This window comes from Variovorax sp. P1_G12, assembly GCF_056405555.1.
Genome location: NZ_JBFUBW010000002.1, coordinates 178836 through 200110 on the forward strand (window position 1 = coordinate 178836; position 21275 = coordinate 200110).

Consider the following 21275-nt stretch of genomic DNA (forward strand, 5'->3'; position numbering starts at 1 on the left):
CATGCGCCACATCGCCAACGCCCGGTCATGGCCGGGACTGCCTGTTCGCCAAGCTTGCCGACAGCAGTCCTTGGCTAACCAGGCGAACACGCCGAAGGTCAATTGCCAGGCACGCCCGCGAACTGGTGCTCGCGGCCATGAGGAGCCGGTCGTTCATCCGCCACCTACGACCGCTTTAAATGTAAGCCGACATTCGATGCGAGAGGAAGGTTCGGAAGGTCCCGCGCGCGCTCACCGCGCGCTGCGCGGCTCCATCGGGTGGATGTGAAAATCGGCTGTGCCTGCGCCGCAGGAGCCGGCGGCCACCTCGCCCACGGGGCACGAAGCGTCGAGATACTCGATGTCGTTGCCCCTGGCGCTGCGGACATGTGGAAGCAAAAGCCTGAACGTCACCATTTGGCAGCCGCGTCAGTTTTTTTCCGCCAACTGTGCAAGGACAGCCGGGTTCTCCAGCGTCGACGTGTCCTGCGTGATCGCCTCGTCTTTGGCCAGCGATCGCAGCAGGCGCCGCATGATCTTCCCGCTGCGCGTCTTCGGCAGGTTGTCGCCGAATCGGATCTCCTTCGGCTTGGCAATCGGACCGATCTCGCGGCCGACCCAATTGCGCAGTTCGCTGGCGATCCTCTTCGCCTCATCGCCTGTCGGGCGGGCGCGCTTCAGCACGACGAATGCGCAGATCGCCTCGCCCGTGGTGTTGTCAGGCCGCCCGACCACCGCGGCTTCGGCGACCAGGTCAGTGCATGACACCAATGCCGATTCGATCTCCATCGTGCCCATGCGATGCCCTGAGACATTGAGCACGTCGTCGATGCGGCCGGTGATGGTGTAGTAGCCGGTCTTCTCGTCGCGGATCGCACCATCGCCCGCCAGGTAGTAGCCCTTGAGTTCTGGCGGAAAGTAGCTGCTCTTGAAGCGCTCGGCTTCGCCCCAGATGGTGCGGATCATGCTCGGCCACGGCTTCTTCACGACCAGGATGCCGCCTTGTCCGTTCGGTACGTCATTGCCGGTCTCGTCCACGATGGCAGCGGCGATACCGGGGAATGGCAGCGTGCACGAGCCCGGCACCAGTGGCGTCGCGCCCGGCAGCGGCGTGATCATGTGGCCGCCGGTTTCGGTTTGCCAGAAAGTGTCGACGATCGGGCAGCGCCCTCCTCCCACATGCTGGTGATACCAATCCCAGGCGGCTGGATTGATCGGCTCGCCCACGGAGCCGAGGATGCGCAGGCTCGAGAGGTTGTAGCTTTTCGGATGCACTGCGTCGTTGCTGTCGGCCTGCTTGATCAGCGAACGGATGGCGGTCGGCGCCGTGTAGAAGACCGTGACCTTGTGGTCCTGGATCATCTTCCAGAAGCGGCCGGCGTCGGGGTATGTCGGCACGCCTTCGAACACCACTTCGGTCGCGCCCAGCGCGAGCGGGCCGTAGGCGATGTAGGTGTGGCCGGTGACCCATCCGATGTCGGCGGTGCACCAGAACACGTCGTCGTCCTTCAGGTCAAAGGTCCACTTCGTCGTGAGCGCCGCGTGCAGCAAGTAGCCACCCGTCGAGTGCTGCACGCCCTTGGGCTTGCCGGTCGAACCGGAGGTGTAGAGCAGGAACAGCGGATGCTCGGCGCCCACCCATTCGGGCTCGCACACGTCCGGCTGGCCTTGCGTTTCTTCATACATCCAGCGGTCGCGCGCCGGATGCCAGGCAATGTCGCCGCCGGTGCGGCGATAGACGATCACGTCCTTCACCGAATCGCAGCCGCCCAGCGCGATGGCGTCGTCGACGATGGCCTTGAGTGGCAGTTGCTTGCCGCCACGCGCCTGCTCGTCGGCGGTGATCACCATGGCCGCGCCGGCGCCTTCGATGCGGTCGCGCAGGCTTTGCGCCGAGAAGCCGCCGAACACGACCGAATGCGTGGCGCCGATGCGCGCGCAGGCCTGCATTGCGACCACGCCTTCCACGCTCATTGCCATGTAGATGACGACGCGGTCGCCCTTCTTGATGCCGCGCGCCTTCAGCGCATTCGCGAGGCGACAGGTGCGCGCCAGCAGCTCGCTGTAGCTGACGCGGGTTACCCGGCCATCATCGGCCTCGAAGATGATTGCGACCTTGTCGCCCAGGCCACGCTCCACCTGGCGGTCGAGGCAGTTGTACGAGACGTTCAGCGTGCCGTCTTCGAACCACTTGAAAAACGGTGCCTGGCGCTCATCGAGCGAACGCGTGAAAGGCGTCTTCCACGTCACGAACTCTCGCGCAAGCCGGGCCCAGTACGCACCGTGGTCGGCATCGGCCTCGGCGACCAGCGCCTGGTAGGCGGCCATGCCGCGGACGTGGGCGCCTTGCATGACGGCTTCGGGAACCGGATGGATGATTGCTTCGTGGTTGCTCATGGTCTCGTCCTTAGTCTCGGGTCAAAACGGGGGGATGGGAATTCAGGGGTCTGCATGCGCCCGCAGCCAGTTGGCGACCGCGGCAGCACTTCGGAAGTCGTCGCAGGCGCGTGCGGGAATGTGGGGGTGGCGCTGGCTCCACATGCGCGTGAGCGCCTGACCCGGGCCGATCTCCAGCACGCAGCGCACCTGGCGCGCGGCAATGTTTTCCATGCACTCGTCCCAGCGCACCGTCTGCGCGATTTGCGCGGCCAGCGCCGATCTGGCCGCGCCTGCACTGTGAATGCGGTCGGCCGCGTTGCTGAACAACACGACGCGCGGCGGATGGAAGGGCACTTCAGCGAGCGTTTGCGCGAAGCGTTCCGCCGCGTCCCGCATCCATGGCGTGTGGGATGCGACGTTGACCTTCAGGCGGGTGCATTGCCCGCCCTCGGCCGCCGCGATGCGCTGCGCTTGTTCCAGCGCCGCCACGGGGCCGCCGAGCACGACGCTTTCGATGCCGTTGCGGATCGCAATCGACAGGCTCGAGTCGGCGAGTATTCCCTCCAGCGCGCGTTGCGCAAGGCCGGTGATGGCGAGCAGGCCGCCGGGCATGCGCGCGGCACTGCTGTCCATGTCCGCGGCGCGCAAGGGCGCAAGGGCCGTCGCGGTGCCGCTGTCGAAAACGCCCGCCGCGCTGAAGGCGGCGAGTTCACCGACGCTGTAGCCAGCGACCACCGCAGGCGCCGGGACCATCGGCGCCAGTTGGCCCCACGCGGCCAGCGCCAAGCCGGTCAGCAGCGTCTGCGCGTTGGCGTTGTTGGCTGCCCAGGCCGGGTCCGCAAGGCTGCGACGCCAGTCGTCGACACCGAGCCGTGCGCGCATCTCGCCCACGCGCTCATCGTCGGCGAGCCAGGGCAGCATGGCCGCATGCTGGTTGCCTTGACCGGAGAAGATCAGCGCGAAGGTCATGCCGAAAAACAAATGCGCGTGACCCAGCACGCCGCGGCCAAGGTGTCGGCAGCGCCACCGGGCGACAGGCGCCGGGTGACGAAATCATCGGCGATGGCGTATGCGTGTGCGAGTCCGCCGCGCCTGGAGACTCCCCCTTGCTCAATGAACTGGCGTGCCGCGTCCTGTGCGTAACGCAGTCCTGCAAGTCCACCGCGATGCGCAAGGTTGCTGTCGTCCAGCACGGCCATCACGTGGAACAAGGTGTCGAGTCGAGCCAACTGCGGCGACTGCCCGCGTGCAAGCCCTCGCGCCAGGGCGGGCACCGCAACATCGAACAACACCGGAAAACCCAAGGCCGCCTCCTGCGACGCACCTCGCAAGCCCAGCCGCCGTGTGGCGATGCCGCCGGGCAGCGTCGGGACGCGTTGGCTGCGTACCGCCAGCGCCTCGCCCCAATGCCGATGCAGCGCATCGCGCAATCGCGAGGGATCCATCGCACCATTGCATTCGCGCGCAACGGCACCCGCCGCGGCGCACATCAAGCCCAGCATGAAGATCGCGCCGCGATGCGTGTTGATGCCGTTGGTTGCAGCAAGCATGCGCGCCTCGGCGGCGATGCCGCAGCGCTCCAGCTCGGAGAATTCCGCCCCGGCGTGGCCTGCATGTGCGATCCGCACAAAGTAGCTGCGCAGCGCGAACAGGCTGCGCATGAAAGTGTGCGCGTCCATGTCGGAATGGCTGCCGTTGTCGACCAGCGTGACAAGGCCTGGCTTGGGCGCAAGCGCCAGTTCGTCGTGCAACGCGAGCGTGGCGGCACGGCCGATCGCGGCGGGCGTGAGCGACGCGGCAGAATGCTGATGCGAGAAGGCCGCGGCGTTCATGCTGCCCACTTCGCATTCCGAATGGTTGCGCACCACGACGTGTCGTGCTGCAAGGCTGTGCCCGTGAGCCGCTTGACCATGACAGAGCGCGTGCGTGCCGCGCGCCAGTCCGACCACTCGCGCCACGCGACAGCCGTGCCGTCGGCAAACATCAGCTCCCCGTCCAGCCGCGGACGTTCGGCGCCAAAGCAGCGCAGGCGAGCGGCGACGGCATCCGCGTGCGCGGCATCGTCCACCGCCACCCACACGTCCAGGTCGGAACCCGGCCGCACGTGATCCAGGCCGCTCAGCGCCTGCCAGCCAAAGCTGCCGTAGACGTACGGGGTCGCGCCGCAATCCGCAAGCGCAGCCTGCAGTTTTCCGGCAGCGACGCGCGCTGGCAGCGGCAAGAGCGGCAACACGTCGACAAGCAACGGAAACTCCTCGAAGCCCGTCACGGATGAGCGTGGTACCTGCAATGCCAGCCGGCGGCGCGCCCAGCGCGTCGGCGCCGGCAAGCCCATGGCGATGAGGCCGCAGGCGCCCGCGTCAAGCGGTTGCCGCGTCACTACCAATGGCCATTGATGTGCGGCCCAGTGCGCCAGACACTCTCGGGCCTGCGCATCCCAAGGCCGGTCCAACACGGTGGCCCAGCCTTCATTGGAAAGCCGGGCGAGTCGATGTCTGCGCAGCGATTCCATGGCGCGTCCTGCCTTCAGGCCGCTGCCAGCACGCGCTGCACGACAGACGCCGCCAGCTTGCGCCCACCGCGTTCGGCCCCGTCCTTCGCGCGCGCGTCTTCAACGGGCGTGTTGCCCAGCGCATCGCGCAGCGCGGCATGGAGGTCACCGTCCCACAAGGCACGGACGCCACCCATTGCCACGTAGTTGCGCACGCCCGGCGCAAACACCGGGTTCGATTCCGACAAGGCCGTGAGCTTTTCTTCGGACAGCTTGGTCACCCGCGCCATCGCGGGAATGCGCATCACGCGGATCTCCGCTTCGGGCAGCGCATAGCAGCCGTCGGCGATCAGCCCCGAGGTGATGAAGCCGCCCGACAACGCCTGGTCGTACACCAGCCCGATCACCGGATGACCCTGTCGCCGGGCCAGGTCGATGCACATTCCCAGGTGCGCCATCGCGCGGTTGATGCCAAGCGTCTCGTCACGTCGACGCAGCTGCTGGCCCTGCGTGTCGATGAACAGCAGGATCGGCCGGCCAGGATGCTGCGCGATCGTGTCGAGGATCACACGCGCCTGCTCCAGCGCCAGTGCGACGCCGATCGGCGCATGGTTCGTGGTGCCGACGACCGTGATGGGCCGGCCTTCGAACATCACATCGCCTTGCAGGAAATCGCCCGCCGCGCGCATCCCGTGGAAAGACCCGAAAAGCTGGGTCGCGAGTTGGTTCCAGTTCATGGTCGTTTGCCTCGTTGTCATGCGACGACGCGCAGTGCGCGCACCGCGTCTACATTCAGTTCGGGCACGCGCTCGGGCTTGTCGATGCCGAGTTCGCGCCACAGCCAGGTTGCCGCATCGACGCCCTCGGTGTCGGATGGCAGCATGTGCAGGCGCATGTCGAGCAATGCGTGCTCGGCTTCGAGCCCTTCGAGCGTCACCGGCCTCGACGCCTTCAACGCGGCGATGGCCGCCGAGCGAAACGCCTGCACATCGTCCTCGACCAGCGCGTCGCAATCTCCGATGAGCCAGCGATGCTTGCCGCCGCTGGTGCGCCATACCAAGGCACGGTCGCGCGAGTCGTACTCCTCCACGCCGTGCGAGGCCTCGATGACTTCGGGGCCCGACATGGCGAGCCGCCCGACATCGCTCATCACGATGAAGTCGGCGCAGCGCGCCACGATGCCCATGCCGCCGAAGCATCCGTTGGCGCCGCCGATGAGCACGACCACCGGGATGCCGGCGGTGCGCACGTCGAGCACGGCGCGCATCACCTCTGACACCGCAATGAGACCGGCGTTTGCTTCGTGCAGGCGCACACCCCCCGACTCGGCCAGCAGCAGCACCGCTTCCGGCTTGTCTCGCAATGCGCGTTGCAGCAGGCCGACGAGCTTGGCGCCATGCACCTCGCCAACGCCGCCGCCCATGAAGGCGCCTTCCTGCGCGGCGACGAACACCTCGTGTCCGTCAAGCTTCGCGCGTCCGATGGCCACGCCGTCGTCAAACGCCGACGGCACGCCGAGCTGCGCAAGGTGCGGGCTGGTCAACCGCTCGGCCGGCGGAATCCATTCATGAAATGTGCCCTTGTCGAGGAGCAAGGCAAGTCGCTCACGCGCTGAACATTCGGCAAAGCTGATCATGTGGATGCTCCTTGCGGCAGTTCGGCCACGGCCTGGTCCAGGCGCAGGCTGACCACTGCGGGCGTGGCGCCCATGTCGTTGATCGAAACGCGCACGCCGCCGATCGGGTGCCGCGCAAAAAAGTCGTCGGCTACCGCCTGCCAGATCGGGCCGAAGCCGCGCGCCGAGGTTTCGACGCGTACCGCGCAACCATTGCCGGCAGCGGCTTCGAGCATCACTTCGAGATTGCCCGAGCCCACCACGCCAACGAGCACCGGTGCGAAGGCGGCAACACGATAGCCACCTGAGAAAGAGAAGTCCAGGGTTTCGATCCCTGCGGGAATGTCGCTCATGTTTGATGCTCCTTACCAGTTGCGGAAGCGCTTGGGCGGCTGGTACAGCCCGCCCGATGCGCGCACCAGGTCGCGCATGCTGCGTGCGGCCAGCAGATTGCGCGTGGCATCGCGCGGGTCGATGCCGAGGTCCTGGGGACGCCTGATCACGCCGCGGTCGCGCAGGTTTTCCACGGCGCGCTTGTCGCGGCCCAGCCCCACGGTCGTGTAGCCGGCGACACCGCGGATCGCCTGCTCCCGCTCCTCGTCGCTGCGGCACATCAGCAGGTTCGCGATGCCTTCCTCGGTGAGGATGTGCGTCACGTCGTCGCCGTAGATCATGATGGGAGGTAGCTCCATGCCAGCCTGCTCCTGCAGCGTCCACGCATCCAGACGGTCGACGAAAGCCGGCTGCATGTGCTCGCGAAAGGTCTCGACCATCTGCACCACCAGTTTCTGTCCGCGCGGCGTGCCGGCGGCGCCAGTGCGTCCCGCGCGCGCCTCGCGGCCGGCCTTGAGCCACGCGGGACTGGAGTGACGCCGCCCCCGTGCATCGGCGCCCATGTTGGGCGCGCCGCCGAAGCCGGAGATGCGGCCCAATGTCGCGGTCGAACTGTTGCCATCGAGGTCCATCTGCAAGGTCGAGCCGATAAACAGGTCGCAGGCGTAGTGGCCCGCCGCCTGGCAGAAGGCGCGGTTGCTGCGCAGGCTGCCATCCGGGCCGGTGAAGAACACATCGGAGCGCGCCCGGATGTAGTCCTCCATGCCCAGCTCCGAGCCGAAGGAATGCACCGACTCGACCCACCCTGCCTCGATGGCCGGGATCAATGCAGGATGCGGGTTCAGTGCCCAGTGCTTTGCGATCTTCCCCTTGAGCCCGAGCGATTCGCCGTATGTCGGCAGCAGCAGTTCGATCGCCGCCGTGTCGAAGCCGATGCCGTGGTTCAGCCGCTGCACGCCGTACTCGCCGTAGATGCCCTTGATGGCCATCATCGCCATCAGCACCTGGATCTCGCTGATCTGCGCCGGGTCGCGCGTAAACAGCGGCTCGATGAAGTTGGGGCGGGGCGCTTTCACGACGAAGCTGACCCAGTCGGCCGGGATGTCGATGCGCGGAAGCGTGGTCGTCTTGCCATCGACCATCTCGTTGACCTGCGCTATGACGATGCCGCCCGAGAAGGCCGTCGCCTCGACGATGGCCGGCGTGTCTTCGGTGTTGGGGCCGGTGTAGAGGTTGCCCTCGGCATCGGCCGCCTGCGCCGCGACCAGCGCCACCTTCGGCGTCAGGTCGACAAAGTAGCGAGCAAATAATTCCAGGTAGGTATGGATCGCACCGATCTCGATGCGCCCGGCCGACACCAGCTTGGCCAGCCGCGCGCCCTGCGGCCCCGAGAAGCTGAAGTCCAGCCGCGAGGCGATGCCGTTCTCGAAGATGTCCAGGTGCTCCGGCAGCGCCAGCACCGACTGCACCATGTGCAGGTCGTGCACACGCTGCGGGTCGAGCCCCACCAGCGCGTGCGCCAGGAAGTCGGCTTGCTTCTGGTTGTTGCCTTCGAGGCAGACGCGGTCGCCGGGTTCGAGCACCGCTTCGAGCAGCTTGCCGACCGCTTCGGTCGCGACGACCTTGCCCACGCGTTGCGCCCCGAGCGCTTCAGAGACCCGCGCCAGCCGCGCCGTGCGGTTGGCTGTCCGGGTGTTCCAGTTCATGCGATCCATAGTGTTTGACCTCAATGCACGATGGCTTTGACTGCAAAGAACAGCAGCGACGGGCCCAGCAGGCAACCGAGGCCGGTGTGGAAGGTCGCGACCAGCGCGCCGTAGGGCACCAGCTTGCGATCGGTGGCGGCAAGGCCTGCGGACACGCCGCTCACCGTGCCGGCCAGGCCGCCGAAGACCATCGCCGAGCGCGGCGTCTTCAGCACCAGGAACTTCGCGGCGATCGGCGTGCCGACCATCACGATGATGGCCTTGACCAGGCCGGTGGCGATGCTCAGCGCCATCACGTCCGGGCTGGCGCCGATCGCCGCGCCCGTCACCGGTCCGACGATGTAGGTCACCGCGCCGGCGCCGATGGTCGTCATGCTCACCGCATCCGAGTAGCCGAAGCTCCAGGCGATCGCGGCACCGACGATGAAGGGCAGCACCGTGCCCAGCACCAGCGCGACGACGCCGATCATTCCGGCCTTGCGTGCCTCGGTGGCCTGCACTTCGAAGGCGGTCGCGACGATCGCAAAGTCCCGCAGCATCGCGCCGCCCATCAACCCGATGCCGCCGAACAGCGACATGTCGGCCAGGCCCTTGTGGCCGCCGGTCTGCGTGCCGCCCCAGTAGGCGAGCGCGAGGCCGATCACGATGGCAATGGCCGAGCCGTGGACGCGCCCAAAGGTCAGGCGTTTCGAGATTTGTCCCGAGATCAGGACGACAAAGCCGACGATGGCAAAGGCGGTGACGAGGCCGTTCAGGGCCGCTGCTTTTTCAAGGATTTCGAGCATGGTGTTCACTCCGCTTCGGCGAGCAAGGGGTTGTCGTGCAGGGTCGGGGTGGCCACCGGCTCATGGGCCGGGCGCTCCGTGCGATTGATGACCGAGATGACGACGGCGCAGACGCCGACCGCGGCAAATGCCGACAGCAGCGCGACTGGCCCGCCGCGCAGTGCAGAGACCATGTCCTGCTGGGCCGCCATGGCGACGACCACCGGGATGTACATCGCGCCCCAGTACTCCACGCCCAACTCCGTGAGCTTGGGGAGCATGTCTTTCTTCTGCAGGTAGATGCGGGCGAAGATCAGCAGCAGCATCGCGATGCCGACCCCGCCGACGTTGGTCTTGACGCCCAGCGCCTGCCCGAGCAGATCGCCGATGAAGATGCCGAGCAGATGGCAGATTGCCAACAGCGCGGTGCCGTAGATGATCATGGGTTTGTCTCCTGGTTCGCGCCGCGCGACTGCGCAACTCGGAGGAACTTGGCGCCTTGTCTGCTTGGCAGATTCAGTGCTGTTCCCTGGAGACGAAAGGTACCGATGGCCCCGGCTTCGATCAATTAACCACCCGCGCGCAGAACCGCGTGGAGCGAAACGATCGAGGGTTAACCCTGAAGCGCAGCGCGCTACGACAGGTCGGCGCGGACCATCCGGCACACCGCCAGCAGCGCCAGCAGGTTCGGATCGCGCTCGCGCGTGCGCAAGAAGCTGACGCAGATCTTCTGGCGCATGAGGTAGCGCTGCTGCAGGGGAATCAGCTGCACCCGCTGCGGCATCACGCTGCGCACGCGGCCCGGCAACAGCGTGTAGCCGATGCCGCCACTGACCAGGTTCATCAACGAAAAAATGTCGCCGGTTTTCATGACCACATTGGGCGTGAAGCCGGCAATGCGAAACGATTCTTGAAAGCCGGTGTAGGTCACGAAGCCTTCGCCCAGGCTAACGAAGCGCTCGCCGGCGCACGCGCTCAAGTCAACCTCCTGCATTTCCCCGTACCGCGAGCCGGTCGGCGCAGCGAAGAAGATGTCGTCCTCGAACAGCAACTCCGATTCCACGTCGGCCGCGCCTTCGGGCGCGCCGATCAGCGCTGCATCGACCACGCCATCGCGCAGCCGCTGAAGCAGGTCGGCATTGGAGCCGAGCACCAGTTCCAACTGCAGTTCAGGCTTTCGGACTTTCATTCCCATCACGATCGTTGGCACCGTGCGGCTGCTCAGAGAATACAGCGAACCAATTCGAATCCGGTCAGCCGAATAGCCGGCGAGTTCGCGCGTCGCGCGTATCCCGTCGGACATCGTGCGCAGTACATCGCGCGCTGCCTCGGCCAGTGCTTGCGCGGCTTCTGTGGGATGCAGGTTGCGGCCTTCGTGGCGAAACAAGGCGCACCGCAGGCCTGTTTCCAGCGAGTGGAGCGCCCGGTGGACGCTCACCGTGCTGATGTCCAGCCGTTCTGCGGCGCGCGCAAGATTGCCCGTCTCCATGAAGCTCAGGAGGATCTCGAGCTTGCGGAATGTGATGTCCTCGTCGATACGTATGAGCATGGGCGGGTCGTCGCTGAAGCACTCATCGTAGTGCCAATTTCTTGACTGCCAAGCGCACGGACACCAACGTTTCGCTCGGCGAAAGGCAACGGTTGTTGCAATATAGCCGCTGCGGGAACTGGATGACCGCTTCCGCCCGCATACCTATTGTTGAGCGGACAATGCCGACGGACAGCAATGGGCCCGGAGCGTTGGTTGGCGACTTGCGGAAGCAGCCGTTCATGCGCGATGTCGACCTGGTCGTCCATTGCTGCCCGCGATCCGACGCTGGCGTGGAACTCGAACTTCCTAAACGACGTCGGCGAAGTCGGGTTCAAAAGTAGACCGGCCGTTCGTCAAAGAAAGGGCCAAGGTCAGGTTTCGGCGACCGCCGTCGTTCGGCCGCCAAATTCGAAGGACAGCAAACAGTCTTCAGCAGACATATCGGAGCCGCCCTCCCCGCGGCTCCGCCCACCTCACGACCGATCGGGCACCCTCGCCTCAATCTTCTCCCGCACCCCTCTGATCGCACCCCTCAACGCCTGCAGCTGGCGATCCATGTCCGCATTGAGGACAGTCACCAAGCCCCGCAGCTCGGTCGGCTCGATGTGAAATTCTTCGGCACCTCTCAGGGGGTAGCGAGGCGACAGAAAGCTCTGCAGGCACTCGTAGGCACGGTACGAATCAGCCAAGTTGCAGAATGCATCCTCGACTTCCGAGAAGTTCGTCATTGCCGACTCAGGCGGCTCTGGCGCCTCTTGTTTGGCGACTGGCGCGCGGCGCCGCTTCGCAGCGACCGATGGGGGTTTGATTGACTTGGCGATCCTCGGAGAATGCGCGATCGCGCGAGCAGACTTGGCCATGTTGGCCTCCCTGAAGGTTGCGGTTTACTGAAACCGCCGTCCCCGCTTCCAAACGGTGGCGGCAGCTCGAACGGGCACGCGCGCCAGCGCCCCTTGTTGCTCAGCGGATCTCCGCGATGCCCGTCCCCGCCGCGACGTAGGCGCCCTGTTCCGCCTGGAGCGCGATGCGCCCCGGGCGGTGCGCCTTGACCTGCATTTCCATCTTCATGGCCTCCATCGAGCCGATCGTGTCGCCGGCTGCGACAGTGTCGCCGTCGGCCACCGCCCACGATTGCAGGGTGCCGGAGATCGGCGCGGCGACCGCGGCAGGGTCGGCCACCGCCGAAGCCGCGGCGCCCTCGCTCGCTGCGCCGCTGCCCGCGGCCGAAGACAGCCCGCGCAACAGTTCGGCCGGCAGGCCCAGCGCCATCCGGCGGCCATCGATTTCCACCGCCGTGCGCACCAGCGAGACCTCCGCCAGCGGCTCGGGTCGCACCGCCGCGGCCAGCACATTCGCGAAATCCGTCTCGATCCAGCGGGTGTGCACCTTGAAGGCCTCGGCGGAGACGAAGTCGGCGTGCTCCATCACCGCGCGGTGGAACGGCAGGACCGAGGGCACGCCTTCGATGCGGAACTCCTTGAGCGCACGCCGGGCGCGGGCGATCGCCTGCGCGCGCGTGGCGCCGGTGACGACCAGCTTGGCCATCAGCGAATCGAAAGTGCCCGGCACCGTCGAGCCCGACTGCACGCCGGTGTCGACGCGCACGCCCGGGCCCGATGGCGCTTCGAACACGCGCACCGGGCCGGGCGCGGGCAGGAAGCCGCGGCCGACGTCTTCGGCGTTGATGCGGAACTCGAAGGCGTGGCCGCGCGGCACCGGCGTCTCGGTGATCGACAGCGGCAGGCCGTCGGCAATGCGCAGCTGTTCGACCACCAGGTCGATGCCCGTGGTCTCCTCGGTCACCGGATGCTCCACCTGCAGGCGCGTGTTGACCTCCAGGAAGGAGATCGTGCCCGAGGGGCTGAGCAGGAACTCCACCGTTCCGGCACCGACGTAGCCGGCGCGCATGCAGACATCGCGCGCGGCCTGGTGAATGCGCTCGCGCTGCGCGTCGCTGAGGAAGGGCGCGGGCGCCTCTTCCACCAGTTTCTGGTTGCGCCGCTGCAGCGAGCAGTCGCGCGTGCCGAGCACGACCACGTGCCCGTGCGTGTCGGCGATCACCTGCGCCTCGACATGGCGCGGACGGTCGAGGAACTGCTCGACGAAACACTCGCCGCGGCCGAATGCGGCGACGGCCTCGCGCACGGCCGATTCGTACAGGTCGGCGACCTCGTCGAGGCGCCAGGCGACCTTGAGCCCGCGCCCGCCGCCGCCGAAGGCCGCCTTGATGGCGATCGGCAGGCCGTTCTTCTCGGCGAAGGCCACGACCTCCTGCGCGTCGCGCACGGGGTCCGAGGTGCCCGCGACCAGCGGCGCGCCGGCCTGCAGCGCGATCTTGCGGGCCTGCACCTTGTCGCCCAGCGCCTCGATGGCGGCAGGCGGCGGGCCGATCCAGGCCAGCCCGGCGCCGATGACGGCGCGCGCGAAGCCCGCGTTCTCCGACAGGAAGCCGTAGCCCGGGTGCACCGCGTCGGCGCCGCAGCGCGCGGCCACGGTCAGCAGCTTGTCGATGTTGAGGTAGGTGTCGGCCGGGCGCTGGCCGTCGAGGCCATACGCCTCGTCGGCCATGCGCGCATGCATCGCGTCGAGGTCGGCATCGGCGTACACGGCGACCGACTGCACGCCGTAGTCGGCACAGGCGCGCACGATGCGCACGGCGATCTCGCCGCGGTTGGCAATCAGGACTTTTTTCATGGGGTCTCTCGCAGGACGGAGCGGGTGGTCGGATGGAAGGCGCGGATCGGGTTGAAGCGCACGCTGGCGCCGATCGGGATCTGCCCGGCGCGGTCGAGGTGGTGCGGCGCCACGGCGCCGATCACCGGATAGCCGCCGGTCAACGGATGGTCGGCCAGGAACAGCACGGGCTGCCCGCTCGGCGGCACCTGGATGGCGCCCAGCGCCGTGCCCTCGCTCGGCAGCTCGCCGGGCTTGGCGCGCGCCAGCGCCTGTTCGCCCGCCAGCCGCAGCCCGACGCGATTGGACTGCGGCGTGACGGTCCAGAGCTGGCTCGCCAGCAGCGCGACCGCCTCGGGCGTGAACCAGTCGGTTCGCGGGCCCATCACCACGTCGAGCACGACAACGTCCCGTGCGGTGGGCAGATCGGCGGGGGGTTGCCCGGGCAGGCCGACCACGGCGCCGCGCTCGACCGCGCGAACGGGCAGCACGTCGCCGGCCTGGATCGGCGGCGGACCGACGTGGGCGAGCGTGTCGGTCGAACAACTGCCGAGCACCGGCGCCAGGTCGAAGCCGCCGCGCACCGCGACGTAGGAGCGGATGCCCGCGGCCGGTTCGCCGAGCGTCACGGTATCGCCGTCGGCCAGCGCGAAGGCTTCGTGGCGGCGCATGTTCAGCGTCGTGCCATCCGCGGTAACGAGGCGAACCGGCGCATCGGCACCGGTGACGGCCATCACGGCGTCGCCGCGGCAGACGAACTGGAACCCGCCATACACGAGCTCCACGCAGGCCGCGTCAGCCGGATTGCCGACCAGTCGGTTGGCCGCGCGCAGGGCGCCCTGGTCCATCGCACCCGAAGCCGACACGCCCTGCCCGGCCTGGCCGTGCCGGCCCCGATCCTGGAACAGCGCCTGCAGCCCGGTGGCCCGGATCTGGAGCGCGGCGCCTGCCGGCGGCGCAGCCGCGACCGGTTCGGCGGGTGCGATCCGCCGGGGCGCCGGCGAGGCCGACGGGCGCTGTCCGGACACATCGACGAAGCGCACCTTGAAGCCCGGCTGCAGCAGCGCCGGAACCTCGCGGCCCAGGTCCCACATGGGCGTGGCGGTCACGCCGATGATCTGCCAGCCGCCCGGGCTGGCCTGCGGATAGACGCCGCTGAAGGGGCCCGCCAGTCCGACGGCGCCGGCCGGGATGCGGGTGCGCGGCGTTGCGCGGCGCGGCACGTTCAGGCTGGGGTGCCCGCCGCTCAGGTAGGCGAAGCCCGGCGCGAAGCCGGTGAAGGCGACCATGTAGTCGCTGCCGGTGTGGCGGCGGATCACTTCCTCGCGCGAGATGCCCAGCAGCTGCGCCACCTCGTAGAGATCCTCGCCCTGGTAGTCGACCGGGATCTCGACCCGCGTGGCCGCGCGCTCGACCGTCGCATGCAGGCTGCGGCCGCCGATCTGGTCGGCGAGCTGGTCTGGCGTCACCGCCGTGGGGCGAAAGCGGACCAGGATCGTGCGGGCCGCAGGCACCAGTTCCTCGATGCCGGCGATGGGCTCGGCCTGCAGCGATGCGAGCAGGGCCAGGGTCTGCGCCAGGTCGTCGAGTTCGACCAGCAGCGCATTCAGGTTGACAGGCAGGAAACGCATCATCCCCGCGCTCCTTCGACCACTGCCGGATCGACGAAGGAGCCGATGACCACGCCCGAACGCTCTAACAGGCCGCGCACCTGGCGCGCCATCTCGACCGCGCCGGGGCTGTCGCCGTGCACGCAGATCGAATCGGCCTGGACGCGCACCGTGCTGCCGTCGATGGCCTCGACCACGCCCTCGGTCGCCAGCCGAAGCATGCGCGCCGCGACCACCTCCGGGTCGTGCAGCACGGCGCCCTTCTCGCGGCGCGACACCAGCGATCCGTCCGGCATGTAGGCGCGGTCGGCGAAGGCTTCGGCGACGGTGCGCAGCCCGCTCGCCTCGGCCCAGCCGAGCAGCGGCGAGCCGGCCAGCCCGACCAGGGCCAGCCCGGCATCGATCGCCAAGATGGCGGCGATGACATCGCGCGCCTGGCGCTCGTCGTGCGCGATGGTGTTGTAGAGCGCGCCGTGCGGCTTGACGTAGCGCACCGCGGTGCCCGCGGCGGTCGCAAGGCCCTGGAGCGCACCGATCTGGTAGATCACGTCGGCCACCAGGTCGGCGCTGGCCACGTCCATGTTGCGCCGGCCGAAGCCGGCCAGGTCGGGGTAGGCCACGTGGGCGCCGACCGCCACGCCGAGCGCCTGCGCGCGCCGCAGCGTCTGCAGGATGCCGGCCGCGTCGCCGGCATGGAAGCCGCAGGCCACGTTGGCGCTGCTCACGATGCCGAGCATCGCCGCGTCGTCGCCCATGCGCCAGGCGCCCAGACTCTCGCCGAGGTCGCTGTTGAGGTCCATCTTCATCGCGGCGCCCTCAGCGGAACATCAGGAAGTACAGCAGGAACACGTTGCAGGTGAGCAGCGCGAGCGCGGTGGGCACCTGGGCGCGGATCACGGCGTTCTTGTCGGGCAGTTCCAGCAGCGCCGCGGGCACGATGTTGAAATTGGCGGCCATCGGCGTCAGCAGCGTGCCGCAGTAGCCCGAGAGCATGCCGATGGCCGCCATCACCGCCGGGTTGCCGTGGTACATGCCGACCAGGATCGGCACGCCGACGCCGCCGGTCATGACCGGGAAGGCCGCGAAGCCGTTGCCCATGATGACCGTGAACAGCGCCATCCCGACCACGTACACGACCACCGCGAAGAAGCGCACGTCCATGTTGATGTAGCTGGTGGTGATGTGCGCGACGGCCTTGCCCACGCCCGCGTCGGAGAACACCAGCCCGAGCATGCCGAGCATCTGCGGCAGCACCAGCGCCCAGCCGAGCGCATCCGTGAGGCGGCGCGATTCGCGGATGCCCTGCACCGGCGTTTCGTTCGTGAGCCTGCAGGCCAGTGCCAGCGCGACGATGCAGCCGACGCCCAGGCTCACCAGGGTGGTGTTCTTCGGGTCGAGCAACGGCGTGCCGCCGAACACGAGGTACTTGGCCGAGAGGGTGCCGACCATCGTGACCAGCGGAATCGCCAGCGCCGGCATGAACAGCTTGTTGCCCAGCCGCCGCGCGCTCGCCGCGTACTCCGCCGCGGTGCGTTCGCGGTGGCGGCCCACGCCGACGCCGCCGAAGGCGGCGATCAGCGCCATGACCACGACACCGACGCCGACCCAGACCGGCGGCACCTGGTCGCCGATGAGGAACACCAGGGAATACAGGCCCCAGAAGAAGGCGCTCGAATAGCGCTTGGGATGCTGCCGGTCCCTGAGCGTCATCACCGCGGTGATGGCGAGGATGGCGCCGACCAGATAGTAGAGATGAGCGATGGAGAGCGTCATGATCAGGCACCCTTCACTGCAACGGCGTCATCGGTGGCTGGCGCGGGCGCATCGCCGCCGAGTTCGCGCGCCAGCATCCGGTCCAGCCGGCGCAGGCGCCAGGCGTGGATCACGAAGGCGCAGGTGGCGGTCGGAAGGCCCCACAGCGCTACATGGATCGGCTCGACGTCGATGCCGGCCTCGCGCAGGAAGGTGGTCATGAGCACGATGGCGCCGAAGGCCACGAAGATGTCTTCCCCGAAGAAGAGACCCACGTTGTCGGTGGCCGCGGCGTAGGCGCGCAGCTTGTGCCGGATGCGATCGGGCAGCTTGCCGTAGCGCGCCTCGGCCGCACCCTCGGCCATCGGGGCCAGCAGCGGCCGCACCATCTGCGGATGGCCTCCCAGGCTGGTGAGGCCGATCGCGGCCGTCAGCTGCCGCGCGCCCAGGTAGACGATCAGCAGCCGGCCGACCGTCGCGGACTTGATGGTGCTGATCCAGTTCTGGGCATGCTGGCGCAGCCCGTGGCGCTCCAGCAGGCCGATCACCGCCAGCGGCAGCAGGATGATCAGCGGCAGGTTGCGCGTCTTGATGAAGCCGGTGCCGATCGTCGCCAGGATCTTGTCGACCGGGAAGTTCGCGGCAAAGGCGGTGACGACGGCCGTGACGATCACGACCAGCATCGGATTGAAGCGCAGGATGAACCCCGCGATGATGACGGCGACCCCGAGCAAGGGCCACAGGTTGATGTCGGTAGGCAAGGCGGTTACTCCTGAATGAAAGGTGGTTGACTCAACAGATCAAGAATTAGATTGAGTCAACTGGCATGGATTGTTCAACAATTCAGACAAAATTGCTCGCAAGTTGCATGCCAATTCATAGGTAGAAACCCGGATTTCGTTGAGCAAACGGGAGAAAGCGGGGGGCTAGATCTGCTACAACCGTGAACAAATGAGCCTTGTCACGCCCCCCTCCCCCGCCGTCCAGACCCTCAGCGAGCGGATGGCCGAACAGCTGCGCCTGAAGATCACCCAGGGTGAGTTCTCGCCGGGCCAGCGGCTGTCGGAGCAGGCACTGAGCGACAGCCTGGGGATTTCGCGCAACACGCTGCGCGAGGTGTTCCGCATGCTGACCAAGGACGGGCTGGTCAAGCACGCGCCCAATCGCGGGGTGTTCGTGGCCATCCCCAGCATCGCGTCGATCATCGACATCTACCGGGTGCGCCGGCTGATCGAGTGCCAGGCGCTCGCGCAGGCCTATCCGCGCCATCCGGCCAAGAAGAAGATGCGCGAGGCGGTGGAGACTTCGCTGCGCTGCCGCTCCGGTGGCGACTGGCTGGGCGTGGGCACCGCCAACATGGCTTTCCACATGGCCATCGTCGAGCTGGCCGACAGCGAGCGGCTCAACCTGCTGTTCGAACCGGTGCTGGCCGAGTTGCGGCTGGCATTCGGGCTGTTGCGCGATCCCGAGTTCCTGCACGCCCCGTATGTGGACATGAACGTGAAGATCCTGGAGCTGGCGGAAGCCGGCGACTATGCCGGCGCCGCCGCCGCGCTCAACGACTACCTGGTGCACTCCGAGCGCATCGTGCTGGCCGTCTACGCCAGGCACATCAGCGACGCCGGCTGGGAGAGCTGACGCCGGGTGGCGGCGCCGGCTGCGCTGTCCGGCCCTACTCGGGCTTGAAGTCGATCGACTTGAGCACCGCACCCATGCGCTGATAGTCCGCGCTCAGGGACTTCGTCAGTTCCTCGGGGCTGCGCGGCTGGCCGGCCTCGAAGCCGATGTCCTGCAGCCGCTCGCGCACCGCGGGCAATGCCAGCACCCTGAGGGCGGCTTCGCGGACCTTGGCCTGCTGCGCCGCGGGCACGTCCGGCTTGACCCACAGGCCCATCCAACCCGTGGCCTCGAGCTGCGGATAGCCCAGCTCGGTGAAGGTCGGCACATCGGGCAGCAACGCCGAGCGCTTGGGCGTACTCACCGCGAATGCCTTGATCTTGCCGGCCTTGACGAGCGGCAGCGAGCTCGGCATGGCGTCGAACATCAGCGGCACGTGGCCGCCCATCACATCGGTCAGCGCAGGCGTCGAGCCCTTGTAGCCCACGTGGGTCATGTCGATCCCCGCCGCCTTGTTCAGCTGGAGCCCCATCACATGGGAGAGCGTGCCCGCCGTGTAGGAGGCGTAGTTGACCGTGCCGGGATGGGTCTTGACCCACGTCATCAGCTCGCCGAAGTTCTTGGCCGGCACCGAAGGCGAACCGACCAGCACCAAGCCGCCGCGGCTGAGCTCGGCCACCGGCTTGATCTCGGTCGCCATGTCGACGCGCAACTTGACGATGTGCGGAATCTCGCTGACCAGCGAATTCACCGCGACGAGCACGGTATAGCCGTCATGCGGGGCCTGCGAGAGCTCGTTCACCGCGAGCACGCCTCCGGCTCCGGGCCTGGGGTCGACGACTACCGCCTGGCCGGTCTCCTTCGACAGGTTGTCGGCCAGCAGCCGGGCGATGATGTCCGCCGAACCTCCGGCGGGGCCGGCGGCGATGATGCGCACCGTCTTGTCGGGCCATTTCGGCGCATCGGCGTGAGCCATCGATGCTGCCAGGCAGATCGCCGCAACGCTTGCGAGGGACGCGGCGCGTGCAATATGCCGCATTGCCTTCTTCGACTTCATGATCAGTCTCCTTGTGTCTGGGGTCAGGGCGCCCAGCGCAACCGCGCGAGCACCAGTATGACGAGAAATTCGCTCTCGCCGAGCATCGTTGCCACCGGCTTCGAGCCGAGCGTGGCGAGGTCGCGCAACGGCGTTTCAGGCCACAGCCAGCAGGTGGTCCTGGAACGCTTCGCGCAGCTTGTTCTTCTGCACCTTGCCTGTCGGTCCGAGCGGAATGTGATCGACGAACACCACGTCGTCCGGGGTCCACCACCTGGCGATGCGGCCGTCGTAGAACCCGATCAGCTCGTCGCGCGTCAAGGTCGCTCCCGGCTTCCGGGTCACCACCAGCAGCGGGCGCTCGTCCCACTTCGGATGGCGAGCCGCAATGCAGGCCGCCATCGCGACGGCCGGATGGGCCATGGCGATGTTCTCCAGGTCGATGGAACCGATCCACTCGCCGCCCGACTTGATCACGTCCTTGCTGCGGTCGGTGATCTGCATGAATCCGTCGGCGTCGATGGTCGAGACGTCGCCGGTGGGGAACCAGCCGTCGACCAGCGGACCCTCGCCCTCCCCCTTGAAGTAGTTCGAGATGATCCACGGGCCGCGCACCATCAGCTCGCCGGCCGAGATGCCGTCGCGCGGCAGTTCCTCGCCGTCCGCGCCGACGATCTTCATGTCGACACCGAACACCGAGCGTCCCTGCTTGGCCTGGATGGCCAGGCGTGCCTCGGTGTCGAGTGCCTGCTGCCCCGGCTTCAAGGTGCAGACCGTACCCACCGGGCTCATCTCGGTCATTCCCCAGGCGTGCAGCACCTGGACGTCGTAGCGCTCCTGGAAGGCGCGCATCATCGCCGGCGGACAGGCCGAGCCGCCGATGACCGTGCGGCGCATCGTGCTGAACTGCAGGCCCTGGCCCTCCACATGCGCCAGCAGACCCTGCCAGACGGTGGGCACCCCGGCCGACATGGTCACCCCTTCGGCCTCGAACAAGTCATGCAGCGATTTGCCGTCGAGCCAGGGGCCGGGAAACACCAGCTTCGCGCCGACCATGCATGCTACGTACGGCAAGCCCCAGGCGTTGACATGGAACATCGGGACGACCGGAAGGATGACGTCGTTGGCCGAGCAGTTCAGGGCATCGGGCAGCGCCGCGGCGTAGGTGTGCAGCAGTGTCGAGCGATGGCTGTAGAGCGCGCCCTTCGGATGGCCGGTCGTGCCCGAGGTGTAGCACAGCGACGAAGCGCGCTTCTCGTCGAAGGTGGGCCAGGCGAAGTCGGCCGACTGCGCCTCGACCAGCTCTTCGTAGCAGAGCAGGTGGGGCAGCTTCGACGACACCGGCATGTGCGCCCGGTCGGTCATCGCCACGAAGGCCTTAATCGTCGACACGCGCGAGGCGATCGCCTCGACCAGGGGCAGGAAGGTCAGATCGAAGAACAGCACCTGGTCTTCCGCATGGTCGGCAATCCAGACCACCTGGTCGGGGTGCAGGCGCGGATTCAGCGTGTGCAGCACGGCGCCCGACCCGGAGACGGCGTAGTACAGCTCCATGTGGCGGTAGCCGTTCCAGGCCAGCGTGGCGACGCGGTCGCTCTCGCCGATGCCGTGCGCCGCCAGGGCGTTGGCCAGGCGGCGCGAGCGCTCGGCGAGTTCGCGGTAGGTGGTGCGGTGGAGGTCGCCCTCGACCCGGCGCGAGACGATTTCCTGCTCGCCGTGATGGCGCTCCGCGTGGGTGAGCAGCGTCGAAATCAGCAACGGCTGCTCCATCATCAATCCATTCATGGAG

General features: G+C 67.6%; 20 protein-coding genes. 1 reads left to right on the top strand and 19 read right to left on the bottom strand.

Annotated features, from left to right (window positions below; translation table 11 throughout):
• Window positions 1–408 precede the first annotated feature (408 nt).
• The 17 genes from acs to AC1D2O_RS03080 all read right to left on the bottom strand — a co-directional run bounded on the left by acs (window position 409) and on the right by AC1D2O_RS03080 (window position 17594).
• Window positions 409–2376, bottom strand: coding sequence for an acetate--CoA ligase (acs, locus tag AC1D2O_RS03000; protein WP_478156138.1), 1968 nt, complete (start codon window positions 2374–2376; stop codon window positions 409–411).
• Between the two features lie 42 nt (window positions 2377–2418).
• A complete protein-coding gene (locus AC1D2O_RS03005) occupies window positions 2419–3327 on the bottom strand; it encodes an acyltransferase domain-containing protein (RefSeq protein ID WP_478085431.1) in 909 nt (302 codons plus the stop codon).
• Entirely contained in the window at window positions 3324–4190 is an 867-nt protein-coding gene (locus AC1D2O_RS03010) for a triphosphoribosyl-dephospho-CoA synthase (protein ID WP_478085433.1), read from the bottom strand. The genes AC1D2O_RS03005 and AC1D2O_RS03010 overlap by 4 nt, the downstream gene beginning before the upstream one ends.
• Window positions 4187–4870, bottom strand: coding sequence for a malonate decarboxylase holo-[acyl-carrier-protein] synthase (gene mdcG / locus AC1D2O_RS03015; RefSeq protein WP_478085435.1), 684 nt, complete (start codon window positions 4868–4870; stop codon window positions 4187–4189). Before mdcG ends, AC1D2O_RS03010 begins: the two co-directional genes overlap by 4 nt.
• 14 nt (window positions 4871–4884) lie before the next feature.
• On the bottom strand, window positions 4885–5586 hold the full coding sequence (locus AC1D2O_RS03020; protein WP_478085437.1) for a biotin-independent malonate decarboxylase subunit gamma: 702 nt from the start codon (window positions 5584–5586) through the stop codon (window positions 4885–4887).
• A 17-nt stretch (window positions 5587–5603) separates the two neighbouring features.
• The gene (locus AC1D2O_RS03025; RefSeq protein WP_478085438.1) at window positions 5604–6485 is read right to left on the bottom strand and encodes a biotin-independent malonate decarboxylase subunit beta; all 882 of its coding nucleotides are present in this window, start codon (window positions 6483–6485) and stop codon (window positions 5604–5606) included.
• Window positions 6482–6817 carry a malonate decarboxylase acyl carrier protein gene (gene mdcC / locus AC1D2O_RS03030; RefSeq protein ID WP_478085440.1) on the bottom strand — a complete coding sequence of 112 codons (336 nt, stop codon included), beginning with the start codon at window positions 6815–6817 and terminating at the stop codon, window positions 6482–6484. Before mdcC ends, AC1D2O_RS03025 begins: the two co-directional genes overlap by 4 nt.
• Window positions 6818–6829: 12 nt before the next feature.
• Window positions 6830–8512 (bottom strand): malonate decarboxylase subunit alpha, encoded by a 1683-nt coding sequence (gene mdcA / locus AC1D2O_RS03035; protein ID WP_478085441.1) that lies wholly within the window; start codon window positions 8510–8512, stop codon window positions 6830–6832.
• Between the two features lie 11 nt (window positions 8513–8523).
• Window positions 8524–9288: a malonate transporter subunit MadM gene (gene madM / locus AC1D2O_RS03040; RefSeq protein ID WP_478156140.1), complete on the bottom strand. Its 765-nt coding sequence runs from the start codon at window positions 9286–9288 to the stop codon at window positions 8524–8526.
• Window positions 9289–9293: 5 nt separating this feature from the next.
• Window positions 9294–9710, bottom strand: coding sequence for a malonate transporter subunit MadL (madL, locus tag AC1D2O_RS03045; RefSeq protein WP_478085445.1), 417 nt, complete (start codon window positions 9708–9710; stop codon window positions 9294–9296).
• A 191-nt stretch (window positions 9711–9901) separates the two neighbouring features.
• Entirely contained in the window at window positions 9902–10816 is a 915-nt protein-coding gene (locus tag AC1D2O_RS03050) for a LysR family transcriptional regulator (RefSeq protein WP_478085447.1), read from the bottom strand.
• A gap of 455 nt (window positions 10817–11271) precedes the next feature.
• Window positions 11272–11658: a hypothetical protein gene (locus AC1D2O_RS03055; protein ID WP_478085448.1), complete on the bottom strand. Its 387-nt coding sequence runs from the start codon at window positions 11656–11658 to the stop codon at window positions 11272–11274.
• Between the two features lie 100 nt (window positions 11659–11758).
• Window positions 11759–13492, bottom strand: a complete 1734-nt coding sequence (locus tag AC1D2O_RS03060) for an acetyl/propionyl/methylcrotonyl-CoA carboxylase subunit alpha (protein ID WP_478156141.1) — start codon at window positions 13490–13492, stop codon at window positions 11759–11761.
• The gene (locus AC1D2O_RS03065; RefSeq protein ID WP_478156257.1) at window positions 13489–15102 is read right to left on the bottom strand and encodes a 5-oxoprolinase subunit B/C family protein; all 1614 of its coding nucleotides are present in this window, start codon (window positions 15100–15102) and stop codon (window positions 13489–13491) included. The genes AC1D2O_RS03060 and AC1D2O_RS03065 overlap by 4 nt, the downstream gene beginning before the upstream one ends.
• On the bottom strand, window positions 15102–15887 hold the full coding sequence (locus AC1D2O_RS03070; protein ID WP_478085453.1) for a LamB/YcsF family protein: 786 nt from the start codon (window positions 15885–15887) through the stop codon (window positions 15102–15104). Before AC1D2O_RS03070 ends, AC1D2O_RS03065 begins: the two co-directional genes overlap by 1 nt.
• A gap of 10 nt (window positions 15888–15897) precedes the next feature.
• Window positions 15898–16854 carry a DUF979 domain-containing protein gene (locus tag AC1D2O_RS03075; RefSeq protein ID WP_478085455.1) on the bottom strand — a complete coding sequence of 319 codons (957 nt, stop codon included), beginning with the start codon at window positions 16852–16854 and terminating at the stop codon, window positions 15898–15900.
• Between the two features lie 2 nt (window positions 16855–16856).
• Entirely contained in the window at window positions 16857–17594 is a 738-nt protein-coding gene (locus AC1D2O_RS03080) for a DUF969 domain-containing protein (RefSeq protein WP_478085457.1), read from the bottom strand.
• A gap of 190 nt (window positions 17595–17784) precedes the next feature.
• Here AC1D2O_RS03080 and AC1D2O_RS03085 point away from each other — a divergent pair, with 190 nt between their 5' ends.
• Window positions 17785–18471 carry a GntR family transcriptional regulator gene (locus AC1D2O_RS03085; protein WP_478156143.1) on the top strand — a complete coding sequence of 229 codons (687 nt, stop codon included), beginning with the start codon at window positions 17785–17787 and terminating at the stop codon, window positions 18469–18471.
• 34 nt (window positions 18472–18505) lie between these two features.
• On the opposite strand, the gene AC1D2O_RS03090 is transcribed toward AC1D2O_RS03085, so the two are convergent.
• Window positions 18506–19507, bottom strand: a complete 1002-nt coding sequence (locus AC1D2O_RS03090) for a Bug family tripartite tricarboxylate transporter substrate binding protein (protein WP_478085461.1) — start codon at window positions 19505–19507, stop codon at window positions 18506–18508.
• Window positions 19508–19642: 135 nt separating this feature from the next.
• Entirely contained in the window at window positions 19643–21271 is a 1629-nt protein-coding gene (locus AC1D2O_RS03095) for a 3-(methylthio)propionyl-CoA ligase (RefSeq protein ID WP_478085462.1), read from the bottom strand.
• Window positions 21272–21275 lie beyond the last annotated feature (4 nt).

Bases quoted from the DNA above. Each gene is read 5' to 3' on its own strand.
- acs (WP_478156138.1), bottom strand. From the start codon at position 2,376: ATGAGCAACCACGAAGCAATCATCCATCCGGTTCCCGAAGCCGTCATG.
- AC1D2O_RS03005 (WP_478085431.1), bottom strand. From the start codon at position 3,327: ATGACCTTCGCGCTGATCTTCTCCGGTCAAGGCAACCAGCATGCGGCC.
- AC1D2O_RS03010 (WP_478085433.1), bottom strand. From the start codon at position 4,190: ATGAACGCCGCGGCCTTCTCGCATCAGCATTCTGCCGCGTCGCTCACG.
- mdcG (WP_478085435.1), bottom strand. From the start codon at position 4,870: ATGGAATCGCTGCGCAGACATCGACTCGCCCGGCTTTCCAATGAAGGC.
- AC1D2O_RS03020 (WP_478085437.1), bottom strand. From the start codon at position 5,586: ATGAACTGGAACCAACTCGCGACCCAGCTTTTCGGGTCTTTCCACGGG.
- AC1D2O_RS03025 (WP_478085438.1), bottom strand. From the start codon at position 6,485: ATGATCAGCTTTGCCGAATGTTCAGCGCGTGAGCGACTTGCCTTGCTC.
- mdcC (WP_478085440.1), bottom strand. From the start codon at position 6,817: ATGAGCGACATTCCCGCAGGGATCGAAACCCTGGACTTCTCTTTCTCA.
- mdcA (WP_478085441.1), bottom strand. From the start codon at position 8,512: ATGGATCGCATGAACTGGAACACCCGGACAGCCAACCGCACGGCGCGG.
- madM (WP_478156140.1), bottom strand. From the start codon at position 9,288: ATGCTCGAAATCCTTGAAAAAGCAGCGGCCCTGAACGGCCTCGTCACC.
- madL (WP_478085445.1), bottom strand. From the start codon at position 9,710: ATGATCATCTACGGCACCGCGCTGTTGGCAATCTGCCATCTGCTCGGC.
- AC1D2O_RS03050 (WP_478085447.1), bottom strand. From the start codon at position 10,816: ATGCTCATACGTATCGACGAGGACATCACATTCCGCAAGCTCGAGATC.
- AC1D2O_RS03055 (WP_478085448.1), bottom strand. From the start codon at position 11,658: ATGGCCAAGTCTGCTCGCGCGATCGCGCATTCTCCGAGGATCGCCAAG.
- AC1D2O_RS03060 (WP_478156141.1), bottom strand. From the start codon at position 13,492: ATGAAAAAAGTCCTGATTGCCAACCGCGGCGAGATCGCCGTGCGCATC.
- AC1D2O_RS03065 (WP_478156257.1), bottom strand. From the start codon at position 15,102: ATGCGTTTCCTGCCTGTCAACCTGAATGCGCTGCTGGTCGAACTCGAC.
- AC1D2O_RS03070 (WP_478085453.1), bottom strand. From the start codon at position 15,887: ATGAAGATGGACCTCAACAGCGACCTCGGCGAGAGTCTGGGCGCCTGG.
- AC1D2O_RS03075 (WP_478085455.1), bottom strand. From the start codon at position 16,854: ATGACGCTCTCCATCGCTCATCTCTACTATCTGGTCGGCGCCATCCTC.
- AC1D2O_RS03085 (WP_478156143.1), top strand. From the start codon at position 17,785: ATGAGCCTTGTCACGCCCCCCTCCCCCGCCGTCCAGACCCTCAGCGAG.
- AC1D2O_RS03090 (WP_478085461.1), bottom strand. From the start codon at position 19,507: ATGAAGTCGAAGAAGGCAATGCGGCATATTGCACGCGCCGCGTCCCTC.
- AC1D2O_RS03095 (WP_478085462.1), bottom strand. From the start codon at position 21,271: ATGAATGGATTGATGATGGAGCAGCCGTTGCTGATTTCGACGCTGCTC.